This window comes from Pseudomonas sp. LBUM1662 (genome assembly GCF_059695915.1).
Map to the genome: position 1 here is coordinate 4,369,727 of NZ_CP166793.1, position 21,249 is coordinate 4,390,975.

At 60.0% G+C, this 21,249-nt stretch carries 16 protein-coding genes and 1 pseudogene; 10 read left to right on the forward strand and 7 right to left on the reverse strand.

The window, feature by feature from the left end:
• Window positions 1–2 precede the first annotated feature (2 nt).
• The 4 genes and pseudogenes from ACA049_RS19795 to ACA049_RS19810 form a co-directional block, all read left to right on the forward strand.
• A complete protein-coding gene (locus tag ACA049_RS19795; protein WP_497329135.1) occupies window positions 3–1,220 on the forward strand; it encodes a GNAT family N-acetyltransferase in 1,218 nt (405 codons plus the stop codon).
• Window positions 1,192–1,983: a ChbG/HpnK family deacetylase gene (locus tag ACA049_RS19800; RefSeq protein WP_497329137.1), complete on the forward strand. Its 792-nt coding sequence runs from the start codon at window positions 1,192–1,194 to the stop codon at window positions 1,981–1,983. Before ACA049_RS19795 ends, ACA049_RS19800 begins: the two co-directional genes overlap by 29 nt.
• Before the next feature lie 115 nt (window positions 1,984–2,098).
• Window positions 2,099–2,791, forward strand: coding sequence for an N-acetyltransferase (locus ACA049_RS19805; protein WP_497329139.1), 693 nt, complete (start codon window positions 2,099–2,101; stop codon window positions 2,789–2,791).
• A 1,036-nt stretch (window positions 2,792–3,827) separates the two neighbouring features.
• A pseudogene (locus tag ACA049_RS19810) lies at window positions 3,828–3,962 on the forward strand (addiction module antidote protein); the annotation flags it as partial.
• Between the two features lie 152 nt (window positions 3,963–4,114).
• On the opposite strand, the gene ACA049_RS19815 reads toward ACA049_RS19810, so the two are convergent.
• Window positions 4,115–4,921, reverse strand: coding sequence for a class I SAM-dependent methyltransferase (locus tag ACA049_RS19815; RefSeq protein ID WP_497329141.1), 807 nt, complete (start codon window positions 4,919–4,921; stop codon window positions 4,115–4,117).
• Window positions 4,922–5,099: 178 nt separating this feature from the next.
• On the opposite strand from ACA049_RS19815, the gene ACA049_RS19820 reads away from it, so the two are divergent.
• On the forward strand, window positions 5,100–5,486 hold the full coding sequence (locus ACA049_RS19820) for a hypothetical protein (RefSeq protein WP_497329143.1): 387 nt from the start codon (window positions 5,100–5,102) through the stop codon (window positions 5,484–5,486).
• 3 nt (window positions 5,487–5,489) lie between these two features.
• Here the strand turns inward: ACA049_RS19820 and ACA049_RS19825 are convergent, their stop codons facing one another.
• The 6 genes from ACA049_RS19825 to ACA049_RS19850 form a co-directional block, all read right to left on the reverse strand.
• Window positions 5,490–6,917, reverse strand: coding sequence for a sigma-54-dependent transcriptional regulator (locus ACA049_RS19825; protein WP_497329145.1), 1,428 nt, complete (start codon window positions 6,915–6,917; stop codon window positions 5,490–5,492).
• Window positions 6,886–8,379, reverse strand: coding sequence for a sensor histidine kinase (locus ACA049_RS19830; protein ID WP_497329147.1), 1,494 nt, complete (start codon window positions 8,377–8,379; stop codon window positions 6,886–6,888). The genes ACA049_RS19825 and ACA049_RS19830 overlap by 32 nt, the downstream gene beginning before the upstream one ends.
• A gap of 103 nt (window positions 8,380–8,482) precedes the next feature.
• On the reverse strand, window positions 8,483–9,514 hold the full coding sequence (locus tag ACA049_RS19835) for an SCO family protein (protein ID WP_497329149.1): 1,032 nt from the start codon (window positions 9,512–9,514) through the stop codon (window positions 8,483–8,485).
• On the reverse strand, window positions 9,511–12,318 hold the full coding sequence (locus tag ACA049_RS19840; RefSeq protein WP_497329151.1) for a multicopper oxidase domain-containing protein: 2,808 nt from the start codon (window positions 12,316–12,318) through the stop codon (window positions 9,511–9,513). The genes ACA049_RS19835 and ACA049_RS19840 overlap by 4 nt, the downstream gene beginning before the upstream one ends.
• A gap of 186 nt (window positions 12,319–12,504) precedes the next feature.
• A complete protein-coding gene (locus ACA049_RS19845) occupies window positions 12,505–13,953 on the reverse strand; it encodes a sensor histidine kinase (protein ID WP_497329153.1) in 1,449 nt (482 codons plus the stop codon).
• 357 nt (window positions 13,954–14,310) lie between these two features.
• Window positions 14,311–14,670, reverse strand: a complete 360-nt coding sequence (locus ACA049_RS19850; protein ID WP_497329155.1) for a DUF6124 family protein — start codon at window positions 14,668–14,670, stop codon at window positions 14,311–14,313.
• A gap of 1,387 nt (window positions 14,671–16,057) precedes the next feature.
• Here ACA049_RS19850 and ACA049_RS19855 point away from each other — a divergent pair.
• The 5 genes from ACA049_RS19855 (at window position 16,058) to ACA049_RS19875 (ending at window position 21,225) form a co-directional block, all read left to right on the forward strand.
• Window positions 16,058–16,570, forward strand: coding sequence for a phage protease (locus tag ACA049_RS19855; protein ID WP_497336920.1), 513 nt, complete (start codon window positions 16,058–16,060; stop codon window positions 16,568–16,570).
• Window positions 16,571–16,572: 2 nt separating this feature from the next.
• Window positions 16,573–16,731 (forward strand): hypothetical protein, encoded by a 159-nt coding sequence (locus ACA049_RS19860; protein ID WP_497329157.1) that lies wholly within the window; start codon window positions 16,573–16,575, stop codon window positions 16,729–16,731.
• Window positions 16,732–17,073: 342 nt separating this feature from the next.
• Window positions 17,074–18,420, forward strand: a complete 1,347-nt coding sequence (locus tag ACA049_RS19865; protein WP_497329159.1) for a hypothetical protein — start codon at window positions 17,074–17,076, stop codon at window positions 18,418–18,420.
• A gap of 35 nt (window positions 18,421–18,455) precedes the next feature.
• A complete protein-coding gene (locus ACA049_RS19870) occupies window positions 18,456–20,702 on the forward strand; it encodes an Ig-like domain-containing protein (protein WP_497329161.1) in 2,247 nt (748 codons plus the stop codon).
• A 61-nt stretch (window positions 20,703–20,763) separates the two neighbouring features.
• Complete coding sequence (locus ACA049_RS19875; RefSeq protein WP_497329163.1) at window positions 20,764–21,225, forward strand: curlin; 462 nt, start codon at window positions 20,764–20,766, stop codon at window positions 21,223–21,225.
• Window positions 21,226–21,249 lie beyond the last annotated feature (24 nt).

A 21,249-nucleotide genomic window follows, 5' to 3' on the forward strand; every position in this document is an offset into this window, starting at 1 on the left:
CTATGGCAGTACGATTCGAATGGCGCACTTCGCTGTGCGCCGATGACTTCCCGGCAACGGCTTATGAAGCGTTGCGTCTGCGAGTGACGGACCACACGCCGTTCAACACCCTGGCCTGGATGCGCGCGTCCGAACAGGCACTGACCACCGGGCAACGCTTGCACGTGTTGCTCGGCTGGCACGGCAAGGAGCTGGTCTTGTGCCTGCCGTTGGTGGCCTGCGTCGAACGTTTCGGCAGGCTGCCGTTTCGCGTGCTGCATCACCTTGGCTATCCCCTCGCCGACCGCCTCGCGCTCCTCGCGAAAACGGACTCGGAGAATATTCGAAAGGCACTGGTCGAGATCCGTCGACAGCTTCCCCATGCCCTGCTGCAACTCAACGAGTTGTCGGAACCGGTCGGCGAAGAAAGTGCACTGACCGAGTGGATGGCGCACAGCTCGACCGGTGAACGACGCCTCAGCTGTCGGGTGCCGGTGCATGTGATCAGCGACGCGGATCACCAGGAAGTCTCTGGTGACCCGCGTTATAAACTGCGCCGCGCACGCAAGCGCATCGCGGCGTGTGGTGCCCAGGTTCGGCGGATCACCCCCGACGCGTCGACCATGGGTCCGTTGTTGCAGGTCATCAGTGAAGTCGAAGCGGTCAGCTGGAAAGGTGATGAAGGCGTCGGGATTTTCGCCGACGAACGCCACCGACAATGGATGGACCATGCCTTTACCGCCCTCGCCGAACAGGGGCTGGTGCGGGTCGTGGTGCTGGAACTGGACGGCCGCTGCATCAGCTACCGCCTCGGGTTGCTGGAGCAGGGCCGACTGTACGACTACAACCTGGCGTTCCTGCCGCAATACGCCGATCTGGGCAGCGGTCGGGTGCTGCTCGAAGAGTGGATTCGCTGGGGCCTGGATGAGCATTGGCGCTGGATCGATGCCTCGCGGGTGAGCCTCGACAACTCCAGCCATCAACTTCACGAACGCATGACCGGGCAACTGGAACACTGGCGCTGGAGTTTTTACTCCTGGCGTCCCAGCGGCCTGGCGCTCGGCCTGGCTCTGAGACTCTGGCAGCAACTCAAACCCTTGTTGCAGAAACGGCGCGCCAAACGGGCGGCAACGACCGTTGCCGCCGCACCGGCACCCGTCGCCGCGGTGGTCAAAGCAGCGAAGCCAACCGACATAAACAGGGAGAGCGACCATGCCTCGCCAAGTCATAGTCAACGCTGACGACTTCGGTCTCAGCCCGTGTGAAAACGCGGTGATCCTCGGTGCTTTCCAGGCCGGGGTGATCAGCTCCGCCACGGCCATGGCCAATATGCCGGCCTTCGAAGCGGCGTGCGTCATGGCACAGCATCCGTTGCTCAAGGGCCGGATCGGTCTGCACTTCAACCTCACGTACGGGCGTCCGTTGAGCCAGTCGATTCTGGGGCGAACGAACTTCTGCGACAGCAACGGGGTATTCGATCTCAACCTGCCCCGCCACCGCCTGTGGCTCAGCCGCCGGGACCGCGACGCGGTGCTCGAGGAACTCAAGGCGCAATGGCAACGCTGCGTCGACAACGGCGTACGGCCCAGCCACATCGATTCCCATCAACACGTGCACAACATCTGGCCTATCGGTGAAATCGTCGCCCGCTTCGCCGCCAGCCAAGGGGTGCCCGTGCGCGTTGCGCGCAATCTGGGGCATAACTTGAGCTTGCCCAAGCGTGTGTTCAAGACCTTGCTGAATAATCGTTTGCAGAGCCTGGCGGGTGCGACCGCGGATTATATGTGTAATCCGATGGACCTGCGCAATGAGGTCATGCCGACCGACGGCCTGCTGGAAATCATGGCTCATCCGACGCAGCTGGGCGCGGATTTCGGCGATGCCTATTTGCCGGCAGACGAGTCGCTAACCCTTGTTCTAGAGCGGCGCCTTCACGGTGTGCCGCGAGTGTCCTATAGCGCCGCAAAGAGCCAATTGATGACAGGTGAAGCAGCGCTCGAATGAGTTACATACGTTGCAACATATTCAAAGCTGGCGCTTTGACATGAACTTTCAAGCTTGATCTATACCCATCAAAAGCGTTTCCAACCACACCCTGGCCTTGGCTAAGGAGAGCGTCATGAGCATCATCGAAAAGCTTCGCGAACGCATAAAACAAAAGGGCTTGAGCCGCACGTTCAACACGCTGTGGAAACGCTACGTGTTCTTCCACTGGGAGCTTTTATGGATGGAACGCGACCTGATCAGCCCGGTACCGCCGCACAAATTGCGTCCTTATTCGGGCGTGCGCATGGAGACCATCACCCCGCAAAATGCCATCGCTTTCACCAAGAATTTTGGTGACCGCGTCGAGACCATGGCCGAGCTCGCGGCCGAAGGTCACACCGGGCACATGTACCTGGACGAAGACGGCCACGCGATCGGGTTCATCTGGGGCAGCGTGCGCGATTACCACGACCGCCACTATTACGGCTGCTGGTTCCCGGTCAAACCCGGGGAGTTTTTCGAATTCGGCGGCGAAATGACCCGCGCCTACTTCGGCACCAGCCTGTCGGTGGACGTCCAGGTCGCCCTGTGGGACGCGATGCGCGCCCAGGGCTGCCACAAAGTGGTGGACGTCTGCGAAACCCACAACATCCCGGCCCTGAAGCTGCACATCCGCATGGGCTATCACGAACAGGGCCGCGTCACCCACGTCTACGGCCTGTTCGGCCGCTGGCGCTTCTACCGCGAAACCCGCTACACCGGCTCGCGTCTTGATCCGCTGCGCAAACCGGGACGACCAGTAGTGACCGGGGCGGCCAGCGCCTGATTACTGGGCCGAGACCGAGTCGCGGCCATCGCGAGCAAGCCCGCTCCCACAGTGGATCTCCGGCGCACGCAGATTTTGTGTTCGACGACGATCAAATGTGGGAGCGGGCTTGCTCGCGAAGGCGGCGGCACATTCGGCATTGATGTGACGGACAGATAGCTATCGCGAGCAAGCCCGCTCCCACAGTGGATCTCCAGCGCACACAGCATTTGTGTACGGCGGGATTCAAATGTGGGAGCGGGCTTGCTCGCGAAGGCGGCGGCACATTCGGCATTGATGTGACTGACAGATAGCTTTCGCGAGCAAGCCCGCTCCCACAGTGGATCTCCGGCGCACACAGCATTTGTGTACGGCGGGATTCAAATGTGGGAGCGGGCTTGCTCGCGAAGGCGGCGGCACATTCAGCATTGATGTGACTGACAGATAGCTTTCGCGAGCAAGCCCGCTCCCACAGTGGATCTCCGGCGCACACAGATTTTGTGTTCGACGACGATCAAATGTGGGAGCGGGCTTGCTCGCGAAGGCGGCGGCACATTCGGCATTGATGTGACGGACAGATAGCTATCGCGAGCAAGCCCGCTCCCACAGTGGATCTCCAGCGCACACAGCATTTGTGTACGGCGGGATTCAAATGTGGGAGCGGGCTTGCTCGCGAAGGCGGCGGCACATTCGGCATTGATGTGACTGATAGATAGCTTTCGCGAGCAAGCCCGCTCCCACAGTGGATCTCCAGCGCACGCAGCATTTGTGTACGGCGGGATTCAAATGTGGGAGCGGGCTTGCTCGCGAAGGCGGCGGCACATTCAGCATTGATGTGACTGACAGATAGCTTTCGCGAGCAAGCCCGCTCCCACAGTGGATCTCCGGCGCACGCTGATTTGTGCTCGACGACGATCAAATGTGGGAGTGAGCCTGCTCGCGATGGCGTCATACGTCCCACACACCTCTCGGAAAAGTCATACCTAAACCAAGAGGCGCCTGACTGCTCATTCCTGCTTTATTAAATACATTCAGCCGGGAATGAGGAGCTAGATCCGTGAGCCAAAAACTAACAGATTTCGATATGGCAGCATTGCTCGACAACGACGAAGCCATGAGCGAATACCTATCGCAGGTATTGGCCGACAGTGATGATTTAGAGATCCGTCGCGCTATCGACTATGTGATCGAGGTTCATCAGCGCCGGCGAGCGGATCCTGAGACCGAGTCGCGGCCTTCGCTAGCAGGCTAGCTCCCACAGTAGATCTCCAGCGCACACAGATTTTGTGTTCGACGACGATCAAATGTGTGAGCGAGCTTGCTCGCGATGGCCGCGACTCGGTCTCAGCGCTTCACCCCCACCCACGTAAAACACAACGGCAACTGTGCCGTCTGCTTTTCATACCGGTCATAGACTTCCTCGCGGTTGGAATGCGGGTATTCCTTGAAGTGGCTGATCTGTAGCCCCGCCTCGATGGCGCCGGTGAAGATGGCGCCCAGGGTGTGGACGAACCAGTAGGACGACGCGGTTTGCTGGTCGACTTTGCCTTCGTAGACGATGGGCTGGTCCTGCACGAACGGCTCGCTGCGAAAGTACGAGCTGTCCAGGCGATAAGGATCGGCGGCCTCGGGGTCGACCATTTCCAGGAAGGGATGGGTTTCGTACACCACCAACGCACCGCCTGGCTTGAGGGTTTGCGCGACATGGCGGAAGAATTCGCCGATGTCGGGCATCCAGTTCAAGACGCCGATGGTGATCAGCGCCACGTCGAAGCGGTCATGAAGTTCGGTTGGCAGGTGATGAATATCGGCCTCGATGAACTCGGGCTCATGGGGTGAGAGGCCCGCCAGTTCTCGCGCCTGACCGAGAAACGCCTCGGACTGGTCAACGCCCATCACGCTGCGGGCCCCCAGCGCAAACAGCGAAAGACTTTCCCGGCCGTTGTTGCAGCCCAGTTGCACCACGTCCTTGCCCTCGACGCCGACCTGCTCCAGCACGCCGCGAAGTGTGTCGTCGATGCAGGAAAAATCTCGATGACTGACCGCCTTCACCAGGGCCTGCCAATCGGGGGAATCTTTGTGGTGTCGGGCGGAATCATTCCAGGCATCGCGATTGCTGGCGATGGCGTTTTCTTTGGTCGGCATTTCCATTGCGCACTCCAGGATTCGGGGCTTTATTGACGGACACGAGTCTAGGTCAGGGCCCGAAGAAAACCCATTGGGCGTTTGTTGGAATGTTGTAAGCCGGGCATCGCGAACGCGTGCCCGTACGGCAGCTATAGTTAATGGCCTTGGGGAAGTGCGGGATAACCGATTCGCAGGTGCTGCCATGACCACAACTGATCTGACGCTGTTATTCGCCCTCAGCCTGAGCGCCATCACCGGCGTCCATGCGGACGACACGCTGACACCTACCACCGACTACAGCAGTGAATTCAACTATTACGGGGCCGACCAGCCCTTTGCCCACCCGGTACCGCCCTCCCTGAGCACGGTGCCGCCTCGGTCGTACATTCCGACAGCGCCTCAGGACTTCATCCCGATTGCCAGCCAGCATGAGTTCTACGACTCCAGACTGCCGACCGTCGCGGATGCCTCCGTTCGAGTGTTCATCCGCTCCTACGACGCGGTACACGGCGTCTACGTCAACGAAGAGGTCCTCGACCCCTCGTGCGTGCTCGAATGCCTCATCCGTCAGGGGGCGACGTTGCAATAAACCTCACCACTGGCGTTTGTCCGGGCGCGCGAGGCCGAGTTTTTCAATTCGGTAACGCAGCATGTCACGGCTCAGGCCCAGCAACCGTGCGGACTTGGTGACGTTCCAGTCGGTCTTGTCGAGCATCTTGCGCACCATGTCGCGCTCGACTTCCGGCAGGTTCATCGACTCGGTGCCGTTGTAGGCCGGTCGCGGCTCGTGATGCTGGGCTTCCTGCAGGATGATCGGATCATCCACCAGGCTCAGGCACACGTTGAGCTGATGGGCGGCAATCGTGTCGCTTTGCGCCAGCAGCACGGTTTGCTCGAGCATGTTGCGCAATTCGCGCACGTTGCCCGGCCAGCTGTAGCTGAGCAGCAATTCTTCAGCCTGGTCGCTGAAATGCAGGTTCGGTTTGCCATAGCGTTTGCCGTGGGTCCCCAGGAAGTGCCGGGCCAGCAGCAAGATGTCGGCGCCACGGGCATACAGGCGCGGGACCTTGATCGAGATGATCCTCAAGCGAAAGAACAGGTCTCGACGAAACTTGCCCTGTTGCACCATTTGTTCAAGGTTGCAGTTGGTCGCGCTGATGACCCGCAAATCGACCTTGCGCTCCTTCACCGAGCCGACCCGGCGAATGGTCCGGTCTTCCAGCAGCTTCAGCAGTTTGGCTTGCAGCAGCAGGTCCATTTCACCGACCTCATCGAGGAACAGCGTGCCGCCATCAGCCGCTTCCACCAGGCCGACACGACGGTCCTTGGCGTCGGTGAAGGCGCCCTTCTCGTGGCCGAACAGTTCCGACTCCACCAGGTTGGACGGGATCGAGGCGCAGTTGAATTCAATGAATGGGCCTTTGGCACGCGGGCCGTCGAAGTGCAGCGCCCGGGCCACCAGTTCCTTGCCTGTACCAGTCTCGCCTTCCACCAGCACCGGCGGCAAGTCGGTGTTGGCCATGCGCCGCTCGGCGTCGAGCAACTGGGCGATGGTGCTTTTCAAGTATTGCATCGGAGCCGATTCGCCAATCAACGCCTGTACTCCTGACTTCTGCGCCTCGCGCTCCTGATAAAACGACAGCGTGCGCTCCATTCGATCAGTGGCCAGGGCCTTGTCCAGCAACAGCTTGAGCTCCGGCAAGGCCACCGGTTTGGTGACGTAATGAAAAGCGCCCTCTTTCATCGCCACCACGGCATCTTCGACATTGCCGTAGCCGGTCATCATGATCACTTTCAGATCCGGCGCGCTGATGCGCAGCTTCTGGATCAGGTCATGACCGCTCATGCCCGGCAGCGAGTTGTCGGTCAACACCACATCCGGGGTGAACGTACCCAGTTTATCCAACGCCTCTTCAGCCGAGTGGCAGACCGTCACCTCGAAGTCTTTGCGCTCCAGGTAGGTCTGAATATTCTCGGCCAGGAGTTCATCATCCTCGACCAGCAGTATGCTGTGCTCCATATTCCCCTCCCGTTGCCACTTTGAAATTGAGACAGACGCGGGTTCCTTCCTGCTCCTGGCTGGTCAGTTCGACCGAGCCTTCGAAACGCTCCATTATTCGTTTGACGAGGGCCAGGCCAACGCCCAACCCTCCCTGTTTGGTGGTGAAAAACGGCTTGAAGACCATTTGCTGTTGCTGCTTGTTCATGCCTTTGCCGGTATCACTCAAAGTCATCTGCACGTGTCCGGACCGCGGCTGGTCAATATCGATACTGAGCAGGCCGCCCTTGGGCATCGCCTCCAGGGCGTTGGCAAACAGGCTATTAAGAATCTGCGTGAGCAGCACCTGTTGGCTGACGACCGGTGGACAGGTCTGCGGCGTGAAGCGCACCTCCACGTTCGAGCGTCGGATCAGCGCGTCGAACGCGCTCAGGGTGTCGTCGATGGCCAGCACCAGATCGACGGTTTCGAAGTCGTCGTTCATGGGGCGCAACGACACCAGCAACTCCCGGACCCAGCGCGACATGCGATCGACCTGGTTGATGATGTCGCCAATGTTCTTTTGCGCACTCTGGCTGGCGATGTCCTGGGCCAGTTCGGCGCTGGAGCGAATGTTCGCCAGCGGATTGCGCAAGCTGTGGGCGACCGCCGAGGACATTTCCCCCAGGGCGACGAAGGTCTCGTTACTGATCAGTTGTTTCTGCTGGCTCTGCAGCAACATGGACGCACGCCGCACGATCCAGAACAGCCCAAGGTAGATCACCGCGCCGCCGAGCAGGGTCGCCAGCCAGATCGCCTTGAAGCCACGCTGGATGCGCGCCACCAGATCCGTCGGTTCCTTGTAGATCTCGACCATGGCGATGACTTTGCTTTTGTCGGCATTGAACATCGGGATGTAATTCTCGATGAACAGATACTCAGGCTCACGTAGCAGTTTCTGTTCAGGACGCTCGTCGTCGATCTCGTGGTAGCTGGTGGACACCAGTTCCTTCATTTCAAAGGATTCATCCAGTTCTTCATCACCTTCGATGCGCATGCCGATCATCTGTGGATTGGTCGACCAGACCACCGTGCGATCCAGTGCGTACACCACCGCCAACAGCGAGTCCGGCAAGTGCTCGACATGATCGAGAAACTCTGTCCGGGCAGCGGCACGGGAGCCGGGATCTACGTCGTGATAGGCGTTGTCATCGCGCGGATCGAGCATCTCGCCCATGGTTCTTTCGCGGGTGATGCCGGCATGGCGAATTTCTGCATCACCAATGGCCTGAATGAACTGCGCCGTCAGCATCGAATCACGCTCGATGCTCTCATCGACGACAAAACGCGTCGACACATAACCCAACCCCAGCGCCACGGCAGCGATGATGAGAAAGCTGCCCAGCGAAAACCAGCGCAGCAGATTGAATTGTCCACTTCGACACGGGCCTTCTGCTGCCGGTGAGTCCGGCGCAGGTACTTTTTGTTGTTTTAGTATCTGCATGGGTATTGTCCAGGAGGCTTGCACCAAGCCTATTCCGCCGTGTCTCGGATCAGTGTAGGTCGCATTGATCATGGTCGACGGCTTCACTGATAGTATTTCGCCGCTATTGCACTTGCGCCGCTTGCAGCGGTTGCTGACGATCGGTTTCTTCCTGCAAAAATCCCATAATTGACTGCGCAGCGTTCTCATCCAGACGCAGGTTGGGCATCGGGATTTTGTCGAAACGTTCAAACAGCTCCATCGCCACCGGGTCCTTTTCCGCGAGCATGCGGTCCGGTTCCCGAATCCAGCGGCTGAGCCAGGCCGGGTCGCGTTGGCGAGTCACGCCAATCAAGTCCGGGCCGATACTGCGCAAGCCAATGCCCTGCCCATCCAGCGGCCCGAGGCTGTGGCACGACGCGCAGCGGGTGCGAAACAGTTCTTCACCATTGCTCGGCGGACGGATCTCGGGTGCATCGGCGTAGCTTTCTTCAACACTGGGTTTCTTCCAGTTCTGCAGCGTGTTGGCCAACTGATCCGCAAGGATCCACGGGTTCTCGAACGGCGAGGCTTTCATCCAGCGACCGGTGCTCTGGTTGCCGACGATCAGGCTCAGGTTGTGGTCTTTGCTGCGTCCGTTGTCGACGCCTTCGATGAACAGGCCGAGTTTTTTTCGCAGGTCGGTGACCGCTTCGAATTCACCGGTCAGGAACTTCCAGCCCGGCCCGACCTTGAAGCGTTGTGCGTAAGCCTTCAGCACCTCGGGCGTGTCGCTGAGCGGGTCGATGCTGATGGAGTAGAAGAAGACGTCCTGGCCGACCCGGTCGCCGAGCAATTTTTGCACCTGACGCAGGCGCGCGGTTTCCAGGGGGCAGGAGTCGCTGCACGAAGTAAATATGAAATTGATCACCACCACCTTGTCCCTGATCAAGTCATCGAAGAAACGCACCTGCCGACCGTCCTGATCGGTCAGCAGGGTGTTGGGGAAGTAATCGCTGCCCCAGGGCGTCGCCGATTCCGTTGGCGACAGCACCCCTTCGTGAGCGAGCAGCACCTGACTGGCCAACAGGCAGGTGACCAGGACCAGAATCAGGTGCATGCCCAAGGCGCGGGAGCGCGGCGTATGCACGGGTGTGTCGGCTCCCCTGCGCTTCATTTTTTCACCGCCACTTGTGGGCCGAAGCCATCGCCGTTGCGGAAGGTTGGCAACGCGGCGGAGTTGACGTAACGCACGCCATCCCAGCTCGGCAGCGGTGTCGGCATCAACTGGAATTGCCCGGGTTTCTCAATGTCCCAGCGCAGCAGCATCGAGTTGTCCTCATGCTGAGTGTTGTGACAGTGCTCCATATACGTCCCGGCAAATTCGCGGAAGTTGATCGCCATCTCGACGCTGTCCAGGCCATCGTTTTCCGAACCGATGCGGTACACGTCCTTGCGTGCCCATTTTTCCCATTCCGGTGGCGCCTTGCCGCCGCGGCTGAGGATGATCCCCTCCTCGAAGTGCACGTGCACCGGGTGGCTCCAGCCCTTGCCGCCGGCCTTGATGTTCCACACTTCCAGGGTGCCGAAGCCACTGACGCCGGCATCGGTCGGACCGGTTTTCAACTGGGTTGCCGTGTTCAAGCGACGCGGGTCCATGTGGAAGCCGAAGCCGCCATCGGTCTTGACCGTCCACGGCGCTTCATCGGTGCCGTCGGAACGGCCGAAGGTGAAGGTGCGGTGGCGGGCCTGGGACAGCAGGACCTTGTCGGCCGCATTGTCGCGATGGATTTTCAGCGGGATCATCACCAGGCCTTCGGCTTTACCCGGTTTGGCCGGTTCGTACGCCGCCGGGTCCATGGCCAGGTCCTGGCCGGTGTAGGCCTTGACGTTCAGTTGCAACACCTTGCCTACCGCCGGGTCGCCCTTGTCCCACTGCGGCCCTTTGCTGCTTTGCTTGATCACCGCCAGGTATTTCTCCGACAGCACATCGCTCAGCGAGACAGGTTCTTTCGGACCTTTGCCGTCGTCATGGGCGAGCAGGTTGACGAAGAAAATCTTGTCGCCTGGCTTGATGCCGTTTTTGGCGAAGTTGACGATGATGTCGAAGCGCTCGGCAATGCCCTGGGTTGGCAGGATTGCGTTGTGGTTCTGTTTATCGCCGTCGGCGTCGAGGTCCATGGTGCCGTCGAATGGCACGCTGTGTTCCATGATGTTGCCGTCGTTGGCAATCATGTGGAACGGCACTCGGGCATAGGACACACCAGAGTTTTTCGGCCCCTGAAACTCGCCACTGGTGCCCTTGATTTCACGCACGAGCGCCAGCTTGTAGTAACGCGACACCGAACCGTTGAGCATGCGGAACCGATAGCTGCGGGCGCGCACGTCCAGGGTCGGTTTCCACTGCCAGTTGACCAGCACTTGGTCACCAAGGAAGCCGTCGGTGTTGAACGGGTTGAACCACAACTGACCGGCCTGATCCCACGCCTTGTCGGCGAACACCAGGTTGACGTCGTAGTCGCGGTTGCCCCACGGCAAGGCGCTGCCGCTGGGGAAACGCAGGTTGACGCCGTCGTTCACCGACTCGTTGCCACGGTCCAGGGCGCTGTAGTAATTCATCATCGCCGCGTTGCCCTTGTAGACGTTCTGCGCGGTGAAATCGAGCATGTGGTCGTGGAACCAGTGGGTGCTCATCGTTTCGCGCCAGTCGCCGCGGATTTTGATTGTGCCGTGGTCGCAGGTCTTGCGGCTGGGGCTCAAGTCGTTGGTCCACAGGGTTTCGCCCGGCGAGCAAGGGAACGCCGCGCGCGGATCATGGGCGTCGGTGTTGATGCTGTCGTAACCGGCCAGCTGGATCGGCCAGCGATAATCGTAATACTGCCCCGGGAAGAAAAAGGCGTTGGCATAGCCGTCGCTTTCCGCCGGTGCGTGACCGTTGTGTTCGTGGGTGCTGATGGTGTGCAGACCGAAGCCCATGTTGGCCGCCGGGTCGATCGGCAAGCCGTTGTAATGGCGCATCAGCACCGGTTGACCGTAACGCACCATGAGCAATTTGGGCGGCAAGGTGCCGTCGAAGGTCCAGACCGAGTTGTGGTTCTGCACCGGCATGCTCGGGTGGAAACGCGCATCGACGCCTTTGGCGGTGCCATCGGTAGCCGGCACACCGGCGACGTTGTGATAGAGGCCACCGGGGCCGAACTCACCCAGCGCATAGCCATGCATTTGATGGCTGTCACGCCAGCCGCTGTTGACCCGCGCCCCGGTTTGCACGGTTTTGTAGGCCATTTGCGGGTAGAACTCGTTCCAGCGCTGATGCGACCAGCCTTTTCCTGGCGGACGACCTTCAGCCGAAGAACCGATATGGCGATTGAGGAAGTATTCGATCTGCGATTGCCACGGGTTGCGATCCACCACGTTGGAGTACTGGCTGGGGAATGGCGTCAGTCCTGGTTGGCGCATAAAGGCATCCAGTGCCGCACTGGGTGGTGCACTGCGGGCCGCGCTGGTGGGATCTTGCTGAGGCAACGGTCCAATCGCCGCCGGCGGAAAACCCAACGGCGCCGCCGGTGTGGTGGGGTCGAGTTTTTCCGGGCCGAACTCTTCGAACAACACCAATTGTTGGGTAAACGGTTGAGCACCAAACAGCGGGCTCGGTTTGCCATTGGTGGGGTAATTGAAACTGGTCTGCACGGCCGGCGGCAGGATGTTTTCCTTGCGCGTCGTGTCTCGGCTGCCTTTGACGCCATCAGGCAAATCGAAGGAATCTTCGTTGGCCTCGGGCATGGTCAGGATGGCATTCAGCGCCGTGGCTTCGTCAGCCGGTTCATCGTAGTAAGCCGAGGGGTCGGAAGGTTCTGGCTGTCGCTCGTCATCGATCGGGCTGGCACGCAGTGTCGCGGTGCCGAGCGTCATTGTCAGGAGGACGCCCAACGGCGTCAGGAGGCCGAACCACTTGAAGGGGTACCGCGCTTTTCTGTCCATCACCAGCCGCCTCGAATTTTTGAAGGGGGTAGTGGTGGATTTGCAAGGACCTCGCCAAATTTGTAACAGTTTTATACAAATGCACTAACACTCGGTAAAACAATGGCTTATCAACATCAATGTGCCATGACCGGGGAAAACGACTGGGTCCTGACACCCGCTAGCGGGGAAAGTTCACACCCATCTTCAGGGAATCCGCTTGAACGACAGACGGACACTCGTGCCCTCGCCTTCACGACTGCCCAGGCTTACCGCGCCGCCGAAACGCTCCATGATCCGCTTCACCAGCACCAGCCCGACACCCAGCCCGCCTTGCTTGGTGGTGAAGAACGGCCGGAACGCCATCCTGCGTTGTTCTTCATTCATGCCTTTGCCGGTGTCGTTCACGACCACGCAAATCCCCCGGGGATCGGTCGGCTCCAGCGTGATGGTCAGCGTGCCGCCCCGGTCCATCGCTTCCACGGCATTGGCCAGCAGGCTGTTGAGGATCTGCGTGAGCTGCACTTGCTGGCTCAACACCATCGGCGTCTCCTGGGGCTCGAACACCACCGTCACCCCGGCCTTGGTAATTTGATGCTCGAAGGCCATGAGGCTGTCATGCAAGGCCGCCACCAGGTTCACCGGTTCGGCCTCGTCGTTGAGCGGGCGTAATGACTGCAGCAACTCCCTGACCCACTTCGACATGCGATCCACCTGACCGATGATGTCGTTGATGTTCTTGTGGGCCGGGCCAGTGTCGAACTCCAGGGCCAGTTCGGCACTGGAGCGGATGGTCGCCAACGGGTTGCGCAGACTATGGGCGACCGCCGAGGACATCTCCCCGAGCGCGACGAAGGTTTCGTTGGTGATCAGTTGTTTTTGCTGGGTCGCCAGCAGGATCGCGGCCCGTCGCACGATCCAGTACAGCCCCAGATAAATCAGTCCGCCGCCCAGGGCCGTGGCCAGCCAGATCAGCACCAGGCCGCGCTCCATGCGGTCGATCAGGTCCTTGGGTTCCTTGTAGATCTCGACCATCGCCGTGACGGTATCGCCGTCAGCATCGAACAGCGGAATGTAGTTCTCGATGAAGATGTAGTCCGGTGGCGTGACGAATTTCTGCTCCATGCGGCTTTTGTCGACGTTGTGATAACTGGCCGACACCGGCGTCCTGGAAGTGAAGGCCTGGTCGAGGTCCTCGTCGGAGTGAATCGTGGTGCCCATCAGGGCCGGGTTGGTGGACCAGATCACCATGCGGTCAGGGGCATAGATGTTGGCCAGGATCACGTCGGGCAAGTGCTCGATATGGTCGAGGAATTCGCCACGGGCACTGGCGCGAGCCATGGGGTCAACCTCGGGAAAGTCCTTGTCTTTGCGCGGGTCCAGCAGCTCACCCATGGTCCGCACGTTGGGGATCGAGACATGGCGCACCTCGGCCGAGGCAATCGCCTGAATGAACTGAGACGTGAGCAACGCATCGCGCTGCACGCTTTCGGTAATCACAAAACGCGTCGACACCGCCCCCAGCGCCACGGCCACCGTGCCGATCACGGCCATGCTGATAAGCGAGAACCAGCGCAGCAAATTGAACGGCTGTTTGCGCGAGCTCAAGCGGACATCGCCCTCTTCTTTCTGGAGGGTTGTGGTCTGAATGGTCATGGACGTTGTTCCCGGAAAGTCCCTATAGGGTTATAGCCCACTGTCTGGTCTTTGCCCGACTTCGGGTTTGGTCCCCCTGTCTAGGGTCGCCCCCCAACCGGCCAAGCGAGATAAACGCGGTACATTTCGGGAAAGGCTGGCAACGTTGGCAATACGGTCGCTGCATACGCAATAGAAAACGCCCCGATCAGCCAACAACTGACGGGGCGAACATATCGACTTGGTGGCGTGCAATCTCATCCGTGGCGAGGGGATTTAGCGGAATGCCGCACCTCCCCGTTGGGCCGCGAAGCGGCCCCAGAAAGGAACCGCTTCACAGCCCAACATCAATCACCCACTCATCACAACAGACCGCACCTACCTGGGCAGATCAATCTTATCCAACACCCGATTCGCGGTGATCTCCGCCATCATGATGCTGTTGGAAATACCCAGCAGCGCGTAGCGCGACTCGCCCTCCAGATGATCCACCAGCTGATGGACCATCACATCGACTGAGGCCAGTATTTCAACCAGATAAACCGCCAGGGTTTCGGCCGTAGCCTCTGGGTCCACAGAAAACAGGGTACTGCGTGTTCGCGTGGTCGCTTTGATGTCGGCATTCGACGGAAAATGAAAGTCGAGCGCCCGCTCGGCGGCCTCATTGAGCTTCTTTGAATCGGGTTCGTACGGAGAGGCCGGATCGGTGTCCGGCGGATTGGGCGTTACTTTGAACATATGCTAGATCCATGTGTGGAGCGCCACCCCTCTTGCGACTAAACGTAAGGGGAGGCAGCTGTACGCAGGTTAGTCGACCGGGGATCTAGCAAACCGGCGCGCCCGAAGACGCCCTACGCACAGCTACCATCGAGCGCAGGCATGGAAATGACTGACTGATAGAGGATGTGCACACTAGAACCGCGGGCGACTAAACCCGATCACTGAAGGGCAGTGACGGGTATCAAGTTACCGAGCGGCCCCAAGGCGCACAAGCCGGCGGATTCTGGCGCAGCCGTAGGCAACGGCGCAAGGTTTTGTAGCTTTCAGGACGTAACCGTGTGAGCAGTTAAACAAGAAATCCCCAGGGATGTTTAAAGCGCTGACACGTCTACTCGCAATAGTGAAATGGGGGCTGCGTTAAAGGCCAAGCGGTATGGCAACTATAAATTGACCTGTAGTCGACAGCGATGAAATTTACAGCATAATTGAGACCGCCAAGTTCACAACTAAAGGCTCTATTCGGTGGCTTCTATTTCACAGGCACTAGGCGTCTCGATATTAACCCCCAGACGTCTTGATTTCATCAGGTATGTAGCCGCGACTCTACAAATGCCTGAGTCCTCGAGGCACCTACGTAAATATAATTCTGGGTTAACGAGTTTGAATGCGGACCTGAATGGACTTGAAGGGTCACTGAAATATTTTTTACAGATGTCGATCTGGTTTTCCGGTTCAGCATGCACCGTTGAGGTTGCCACCAGGAAGCTCGCCGATGCGGCAAGGCACAGCGCATATAGACAGCTTTTTTTCATAGTCTTCATAAACAAATTCCTTTAGTGACCCATCAAGAATGGTTGCCAAACATCAATATTCGCATGTGGCGAGACTGTCTTTCTATTCGCTACAAAGTGCTATAACAACAGGCTCGCCTAGTGCTTTATCAATCGCCCTCATCACTCTCGCGCCGAAATACTTCATCGACGTCTTTATCAAAAGATATTTTGATAATGAGCTTACAACCAACACTGCGCAATTCAGTTTCGGAGATGACATAGTGGCGCTCACCGACACGCTAAGTCTCCCTCGCAATGTTGTCTACTGTTAGAAATAACAGGTATGTGATATCGATTGGCAATAAGCCCCCTAATGCTTTAGAACGAAGTGAAGTTAAATATACGAAGGATGTACGCAGTTGACTTAGAAGGCACGAATAAGGGCCCGCGCACAAAAAAATCTGACAGTCCCTTAAATCCCGCTATCCGCAGGTCACAGCAGTAAGTCATCATCCTGCGCGCTTGCGTTCAGCGCCCCCAAACCTTAAACCCGATTAAAAGCCCAAGCCCGCTTTCAAGCTCAAGCTCTGCGAATCCCCTTAGCGCAGCGCCCCACCAGGAAACCCCTCCACATCTTCAAACCCGGCACCCACACCGCCCAATGCGGCACCACCTTCAACTTCACCGAATCCGACCTAACCGCCACCGTCGCCGCCTACAACTCCTCGCGCCACGAAGCCCCCATGGTCATCGACCATCTCAGGCACGAGGCCCCAGCCGCCGGCTGGGTCAAATCCTTGTCAACCACACCCCAAGGCCTCATCGCCGACCCCCAACAAGTCGGCGCCACCTTCGCCGAATACATCGCCAAGGGCAGCTACAAAAAAATCTCCGCCTCGTTCTACCACCCAGACGCAGCCAACAACCCCGTGCCCGGCGTCTACTATTTGCGCCACGTCGGATTCCTCGGCGCGCAACCTCCCTCGGTCAAAGGCCTACGCTCCAACGAACTCGCTGACGTCGAACAAGGCGTCATCGAATTCAGCGACCACGGCCACTACCTCAGCGCCGACCTCTGGCACCGCTTCCGCGAATGGTTCATCGCACAATTCAGCGCAGATGGCTCAGCGATAACGAGCGTCTGAAAATGATGGGATTTGCCTCGGACTGGAAGCGTCCAACCTTGCAGAAGCTTTCGCTACCGCAAACGCCGTCGTTACGCAAATCGCGCAATGGAATTGCCGAAAAAATAATCAAGGCAAGCAAAAAAAACAAAGGCTGCGAAGACACCATCTCCGCTATCTAACCCAACCCTTCAGTTTCCGAAATTCCCTTGCACCACACACAACAAACCTAAACCCCATTTACCTCGCACCAGCGCCCGAGTTTTTCGCGCTCGGCATCAGTCTTTGCCCGACTTCGGGTTTTGTCCCCCCACCAATTCCCCGCATACCCCACTGCCCCCACCTACCCCCAATGCTGGGGAATGTCGCCCGCTTGCGCGCTCGGCGCCGTGAAGTCGTTTGCGTGCTACACGCCTTCACTGCGGGCCTCTCCCGGCCGTTTTAAAAGATTGGTATGGAAGTTGCCGAAGCCCTCTCAACTGACCCATCCCTAAGGGGCAGGTAATCTGATAGAGGGAATACTCATGCACCCTTTACTGTCCAAAACGGCGGCCGCCCTGGTCGTCAGCGCTCTCGCCCAAGGTGTTGCCCAGGCAGCGCTGTTTGCCGTAGACCCCGGCCCCTATGTACCCGCCAACGGATCGTTCGCTGCCTGGTATCAGGACTCCCATGGTCGAACCCTCGATCTGTGCCTGTCCAAGGCGCTCAGTTCGCGAGTCCCGAGTGCTCCCGGCGCTCCCTCGTACATGTGCCTGTTGGGTGCGACCCCCGGCGTTTTCGATGACACGCAGCCCATCGTTTTCCCGAGCAACTTTCCCGATGAGGCGTTCTGGTTTACCGGCGACGGCTCCATCGTCGATGCCGCACGGGGCATCGACCTGACCTATGTCAGCGCCGTGGAAGCCGCCTTCGCCGCTGAAGAACCGAAAGAAGGCGACCAGGTCAGTTTTGGCCGCATCCGCATTCGGGTGGATGTGCCTACCGCGGGCGTCTACACCGTCACCCACCCGTACGGCGTCGACATCTTTGACGTTCCCGCCGGTGGGACTCGCGCCATCAACATGACCCGCGACATCGGTATCGGCACGCCGAAAACCTACGACGGCGCCCTCAAGAGTGATATCGGCCCGTTCCTGCGCAGCGTCAACGGCCCCTACACCGAAACCAACCCGGTCACCGGTCAGGCAGAAAAATTCGTGGGCGATCCGAACCTGGAAGAAGCCTTCACCGGCAGCCCTTTCAACACCAACTACATCCGCATCGAAGGGCCTAACGGGCTGGATCTGCGCACGACCGTGATGGCCATTTCCGGCAAGTTGTCGACGGTGGTTCGCCCCACCCCGATCATCGCCGAGCGCAGCACTTACTCGCGCAAGGCCGGTGCCAGTGCCCCGGTCGCCCAGCAGGATGTTTTCGTCATGGCCCCGCCGCCACCGGCCACCGTAACCCTGGACAGCAACAGCCCGGTGCTGAACCTGACCGAAGCCAACACCACCGGCCACTGGTACGCCCAGTCCGCCACCAACCCGACATTGCCGAGCACCTTGCAGGTGACCGCCGACAACCACCTGGCCATCCCCACCAGCACGCCGACCACGGTGCCCATGGCGTTGACTGACCTGGTGGTGATCTCGCAGGCCCAATACAGCCTGAGCACCGGGCAGATCACGATCGTGGCTTCGACCAGCGATGAAACATCGCCGCCGGTCCTCACGGCCACCTCCGGAACGGGTGTTGCCATCGGCTCTCTCAGCGGCGACGGCGCAGTGAAATCCCTGGCGACCGGCATCTCGCCGATTCCACCGGCCAAGGTTCGAGTGACGTCATCCAATGGCGGCAGCGACACCGAAGAAGTGGTCATCGTGCAATGAACGCACTCATGCCCAGATCCTCATCAGGAGGCATCATGAACAAATTGCCACGCCTGGCGCTCAACGCCCTGGGACTGACTCTATCGCTGTCCGGCAGCGCTTTCGCGCAGCTCAATGCCGTCGACCCCGGCCCCTACACCTTTGCCACCGGGAAATTCCCGATGTGGTATCAGGACAACAATCTGCTGTCGCTGGAACTGTGCCAGTCGCGGGCAACCAGCTCGCGGTCGCCTGGTGCACCGGGCGCGCCTTCCTACATGTGCATCCTCAATCCGGAGCCCGGGGTTTTCGACGACACCCTGCCGATGGTGTTTCCGGATAACTGGCCACCGGAAGCGTTCTGGTACCTCGCCGAGACCAGCATCAATGATGTCGGAGGCTATGGCGTGGATGCCTACGTGGCCGGGATCGAAGCGGCCTTCGCGGCGGAAAACCCTGTCGACGGCGATCAGGCAAGCTTCGCGCGGATTCGTCTGCGGGTGAACGTGCCGGTCGCCGGGACCTACACCATCACCCACCCGTATGGCGTGGAAACGGTCAACGTCACCACGCCGGGCCGTCGGGCGATCAACATCACCCGCGACATCGGCATCGGCGCACCGGGCAATTTCTCGGGTGCCCTCAACGGGGAAGTCGGGCCATTCCTGCGCAGCGTCAACGGCCCCTACACCGAAGTGAACCCGGACACGGGCGCCATCGAAACGTTCGTCGGCGATCCGAACCTCACCGAAGCGGTCACCGGCAGCCCGTTCAATAACAACTTCCTGCGTGTACAGGGGCCGGCCGGGACCATCCAGACCACCCTCTTTACCGTGTCCGGCAAAGTCCTCGACAACCGTGCGCAAACGCCGGTGGAAATTGGCCGCGCCACTTACCGGCGCACCGCTTCAGGCCCGGGCACCAGCACTACCCGAGTGGAAGTGTTCGGCAAATCGACCAACGGCTCGAGCTTGTGCTTCCGCGAAACCGTGGCCCTGGTGGTCGGACCTCCGCAGTCGCCCTGCCTGACCACCATGCTCGGTGACAATAATGGCCAGTTCTTCGGCCAGCGCCTGACGGGTTCCACCGTGCCTCCGGTAGTGGTGCTCACCGCCACCAACCCGGCCGGCACCACCCGACCTACGGCGGTATCGAGCAAGGTCACCGACCTGGTGAAAATCCAGACCGCTCGCTACAACTGGAGCAATCACAGCCTGCTGATCGAGGCCACCTCCACCGATGAAGTGGCGGTGCCGGACATGGTCGCGCAGGGTTACGGACGTCTGTCGAAATCCGGCACCCTGCAACGCCTGACCATTGCCGACCTGACTCAGCCACCGGCGACCGTCACGGTCAAATCCGCTTCGGGCGGCAGCGATACCGAGCCTGTCGTCGTGGTCGGGACTGCTCCGGATAGCGGCGAGAACCAGGCGCCGCTCTCCGTCGCCGACGCCGGCAGCACCAGCTTCGGCGTCCCGCTGACCCTCAACCTGCTGGCCAACGACAGTGACCCCGACGGCAACACGCCGCTGAGCATCACCGCGCTGACCCAACCGGCGGCCGGGCAAGGCACCGTGGCATTGAGCGGCACGACTTCGGTGGTCTACACCCCACCTGCCGTGGTCACTGCACCGCTGACAACGACCTTCACCTACAAGGCTCAAGACGTCAAAGGCCTGGCCTCGACCGCCCCGGCGACCGTGACCATCACCGTGGCGCCTAATCAGTCTCCGGTGGCCGTCGCCGACAGCATCGCAACCCTGGGCGTGTCGGTACCGATCAGCGTGCTGGCCAACGACACCGATCCGGAAGGCAACGTGCCGCTCGCCGTCGCCAGCGTGACCCAACCGGCAGCCGGGCGCGGCACCGTCACGACCGACGGCACCGTCATCACCTACAACCCACCGGCCACGGTCACCACGGCCTTCACCACGACCTTCACCTACATCGCCCGGGACAGCTTCGGCGCCCTGTCGACACCGGCGACCGTCACGGTGCAAGTCTCGCCACGGCCTGCTGCGGAAACCTTCACGGTGACCACGGCAACGGTGTCGGCCCGCTCCAATAACCGCTTCACCTGGGACTTTGCGGGCACCTCATCGGTGATCACCGGCAACACCATCACCGTACAGGTCACCACCCCGACCGGGTTGGTAACCCTGGGCACCACCACGGTGCCAGTGACTGGCCGCTGGAGGTTGACGGTGAACAACAGCACCACGGTGATCCCGTCCGCTAATCCGACGGCCACCATCCGCTCCTCCCAAGGCACCGTGCGTACCGTGACGGTCACCGCCAACTAAGCCCTCGCCCCACCCGCCGATGTCGGTGGGTGGGGCCGGCCTCTTCCCACAGGACAACGCCATGAAAACGCCGACCGCCGCCCTGCTCTGCCTGCTTCTGCTCTGCAGCGGAGCAGGCGTGCGCGCCGACGATTTGATGGAGAACGACGACCTGGCACCTTCCGCCGACCTCGGCGAGTTGCCTCCACCGGTGGGCCAGCACGCGCTGATCGACCAGAACGGCCAGGCCAACGTGGCGCTGATTCAACAGAACGGCCAATCGTTGCTCGGCACCATCGTCCAGTCGGGCAGTAACCAGGAAGCCTACATCCTGCAACAAGGCAGCGACCTCATGGCAATGATCACCCAGCAAGGTTCCGGCAACGCCGCCTCAATCACCCAGAACGGCAGCCATAACCGCGCGCAGATTTCCCAGAACGGTAATAACAACGACGCCAGCATCGACCAGGCCGGTACGGGGCTTTCAAGCGCCGTGACCCAGTCGGGGAACGGCATGAGCGTTTCGGTCAAACAGTATCGCTAAAGCACTGCACCACTTGGAGGTTTC

What these genes read in the sequence shown, in the direction of transcription:
- ACA049_RS19795 (WP_497329135.1), top strand. Translation starts at nt 3, where the DNA reads ATGGCAGTACGATTCGAATGGCGCACTTCGCTGTGCGCCGATGACTTC.
- ACA049_RS19800 (WP_497329137.1), top strand. Translation starts at nt 1,192, where the DNA reads ATGCCTCGCCAAGTCATAGTCAACGCTGACGACTTCGGTCTCAGCCCG.
- ACA049_RS19805 (WP_497329139.1), top strand. Translation starts at nt 2,099, where the DNA reads ATGAGCATCATCGAAAAGCTTCGCGAACGCATAAAACAAAAGGGCTTG.
- ACA049_RS19815 (WP_497329141.1), bottom strand. Translation starts at nt 4,921, where the DNA reads ATGGAAATGCCGACCAAAGAAAACGCCATCGCCAGCAATCGCGATGCC.
- ACA049_RS19820 (WP_497329143.1), top strand. Translation starts at nt 5,100, where the DNA reads ATGACCACAACTGATCTGACGCTGTTATTCGCCCTCAGCCTGAGCGCC.
- ACA049_RS19825 (WP_497329145.1), bottom strand. Translation starts at nt 6,917, where the DNA reads ATGGAGCACAGCATACTGCTGGTCGAGGATGATGAACTCCTGGCCGAG.
- ACA049_RS19830 (WP_497329147.1), bottom strand. Translation starts at nt 8,379, where the DNA reads ATGCAGATACTAAAACAACAAAAAGTACCTGCGCCGGACTCACCGGCA.
- ACA049_RS19835 (WP_497329149.1), bottom strand. Translation starts at nt 9,514, where the DNA reads ATGAAGCGCAGGGGAGCCGACACACCCGTGCATACGCCGCGCTCCCGC.
- ACA049_RS19840 (WP_497329151.1), bottom strand. Translation starts at nt 12,318, where the DNA reads ATGGACAGAAAAGCGCGGTACCCCTTCAAGTGGTTCGGCCTCCTGACG.
- ACA049_RS19845 (WP_497329153.1), bottom strand. Translation starts at nt 13,953, where the DNA reads ATGACCATTCAGACCACAACCCTCCAGAAAGAAGAGGGCGATGTCCGC.
- ACA049_RS19850 (WP_497329155.1), bottom strand. Translation starts at nt 14,670, where the DNA reads ATGTTCAAAGTAACGCCCAATCCGCCGGACACCGATCCGGCCTCTCCG.
- ACA049_RS19860 (WP_497329157.1), top strand. Translation starts at nt 16,573, where the DNA reads ATGATGGGATTTGCCTCGGACTGGAAGCGTCCAACCTTGCAGAAGCTT.
- ACA049_RS19865 (WP_497329159.1), top strand. Translation starts at nt 17,074, where the DNA reads ATGCACCCTTTACTGTCCAAAACGGCGGCCGCCCTGGTCGTCAGCGCT.
- ACA049_RS19870 (WP_497329161.1), top strand. Translation starts at nt 18,456, where the DNA reads ATGAACAAATTGCCACGCCTGGCGCTCAACGCCCTGGGACTGACTCTA.
- ACA049_RS19875 (WP_497329163.1), top strand. Translation starts at nt 20,764, where the DNA reads ATGAAAACGCCGACCGCCGCCCTGCTCTGCCTGCTTCTGCTCTGCAGC.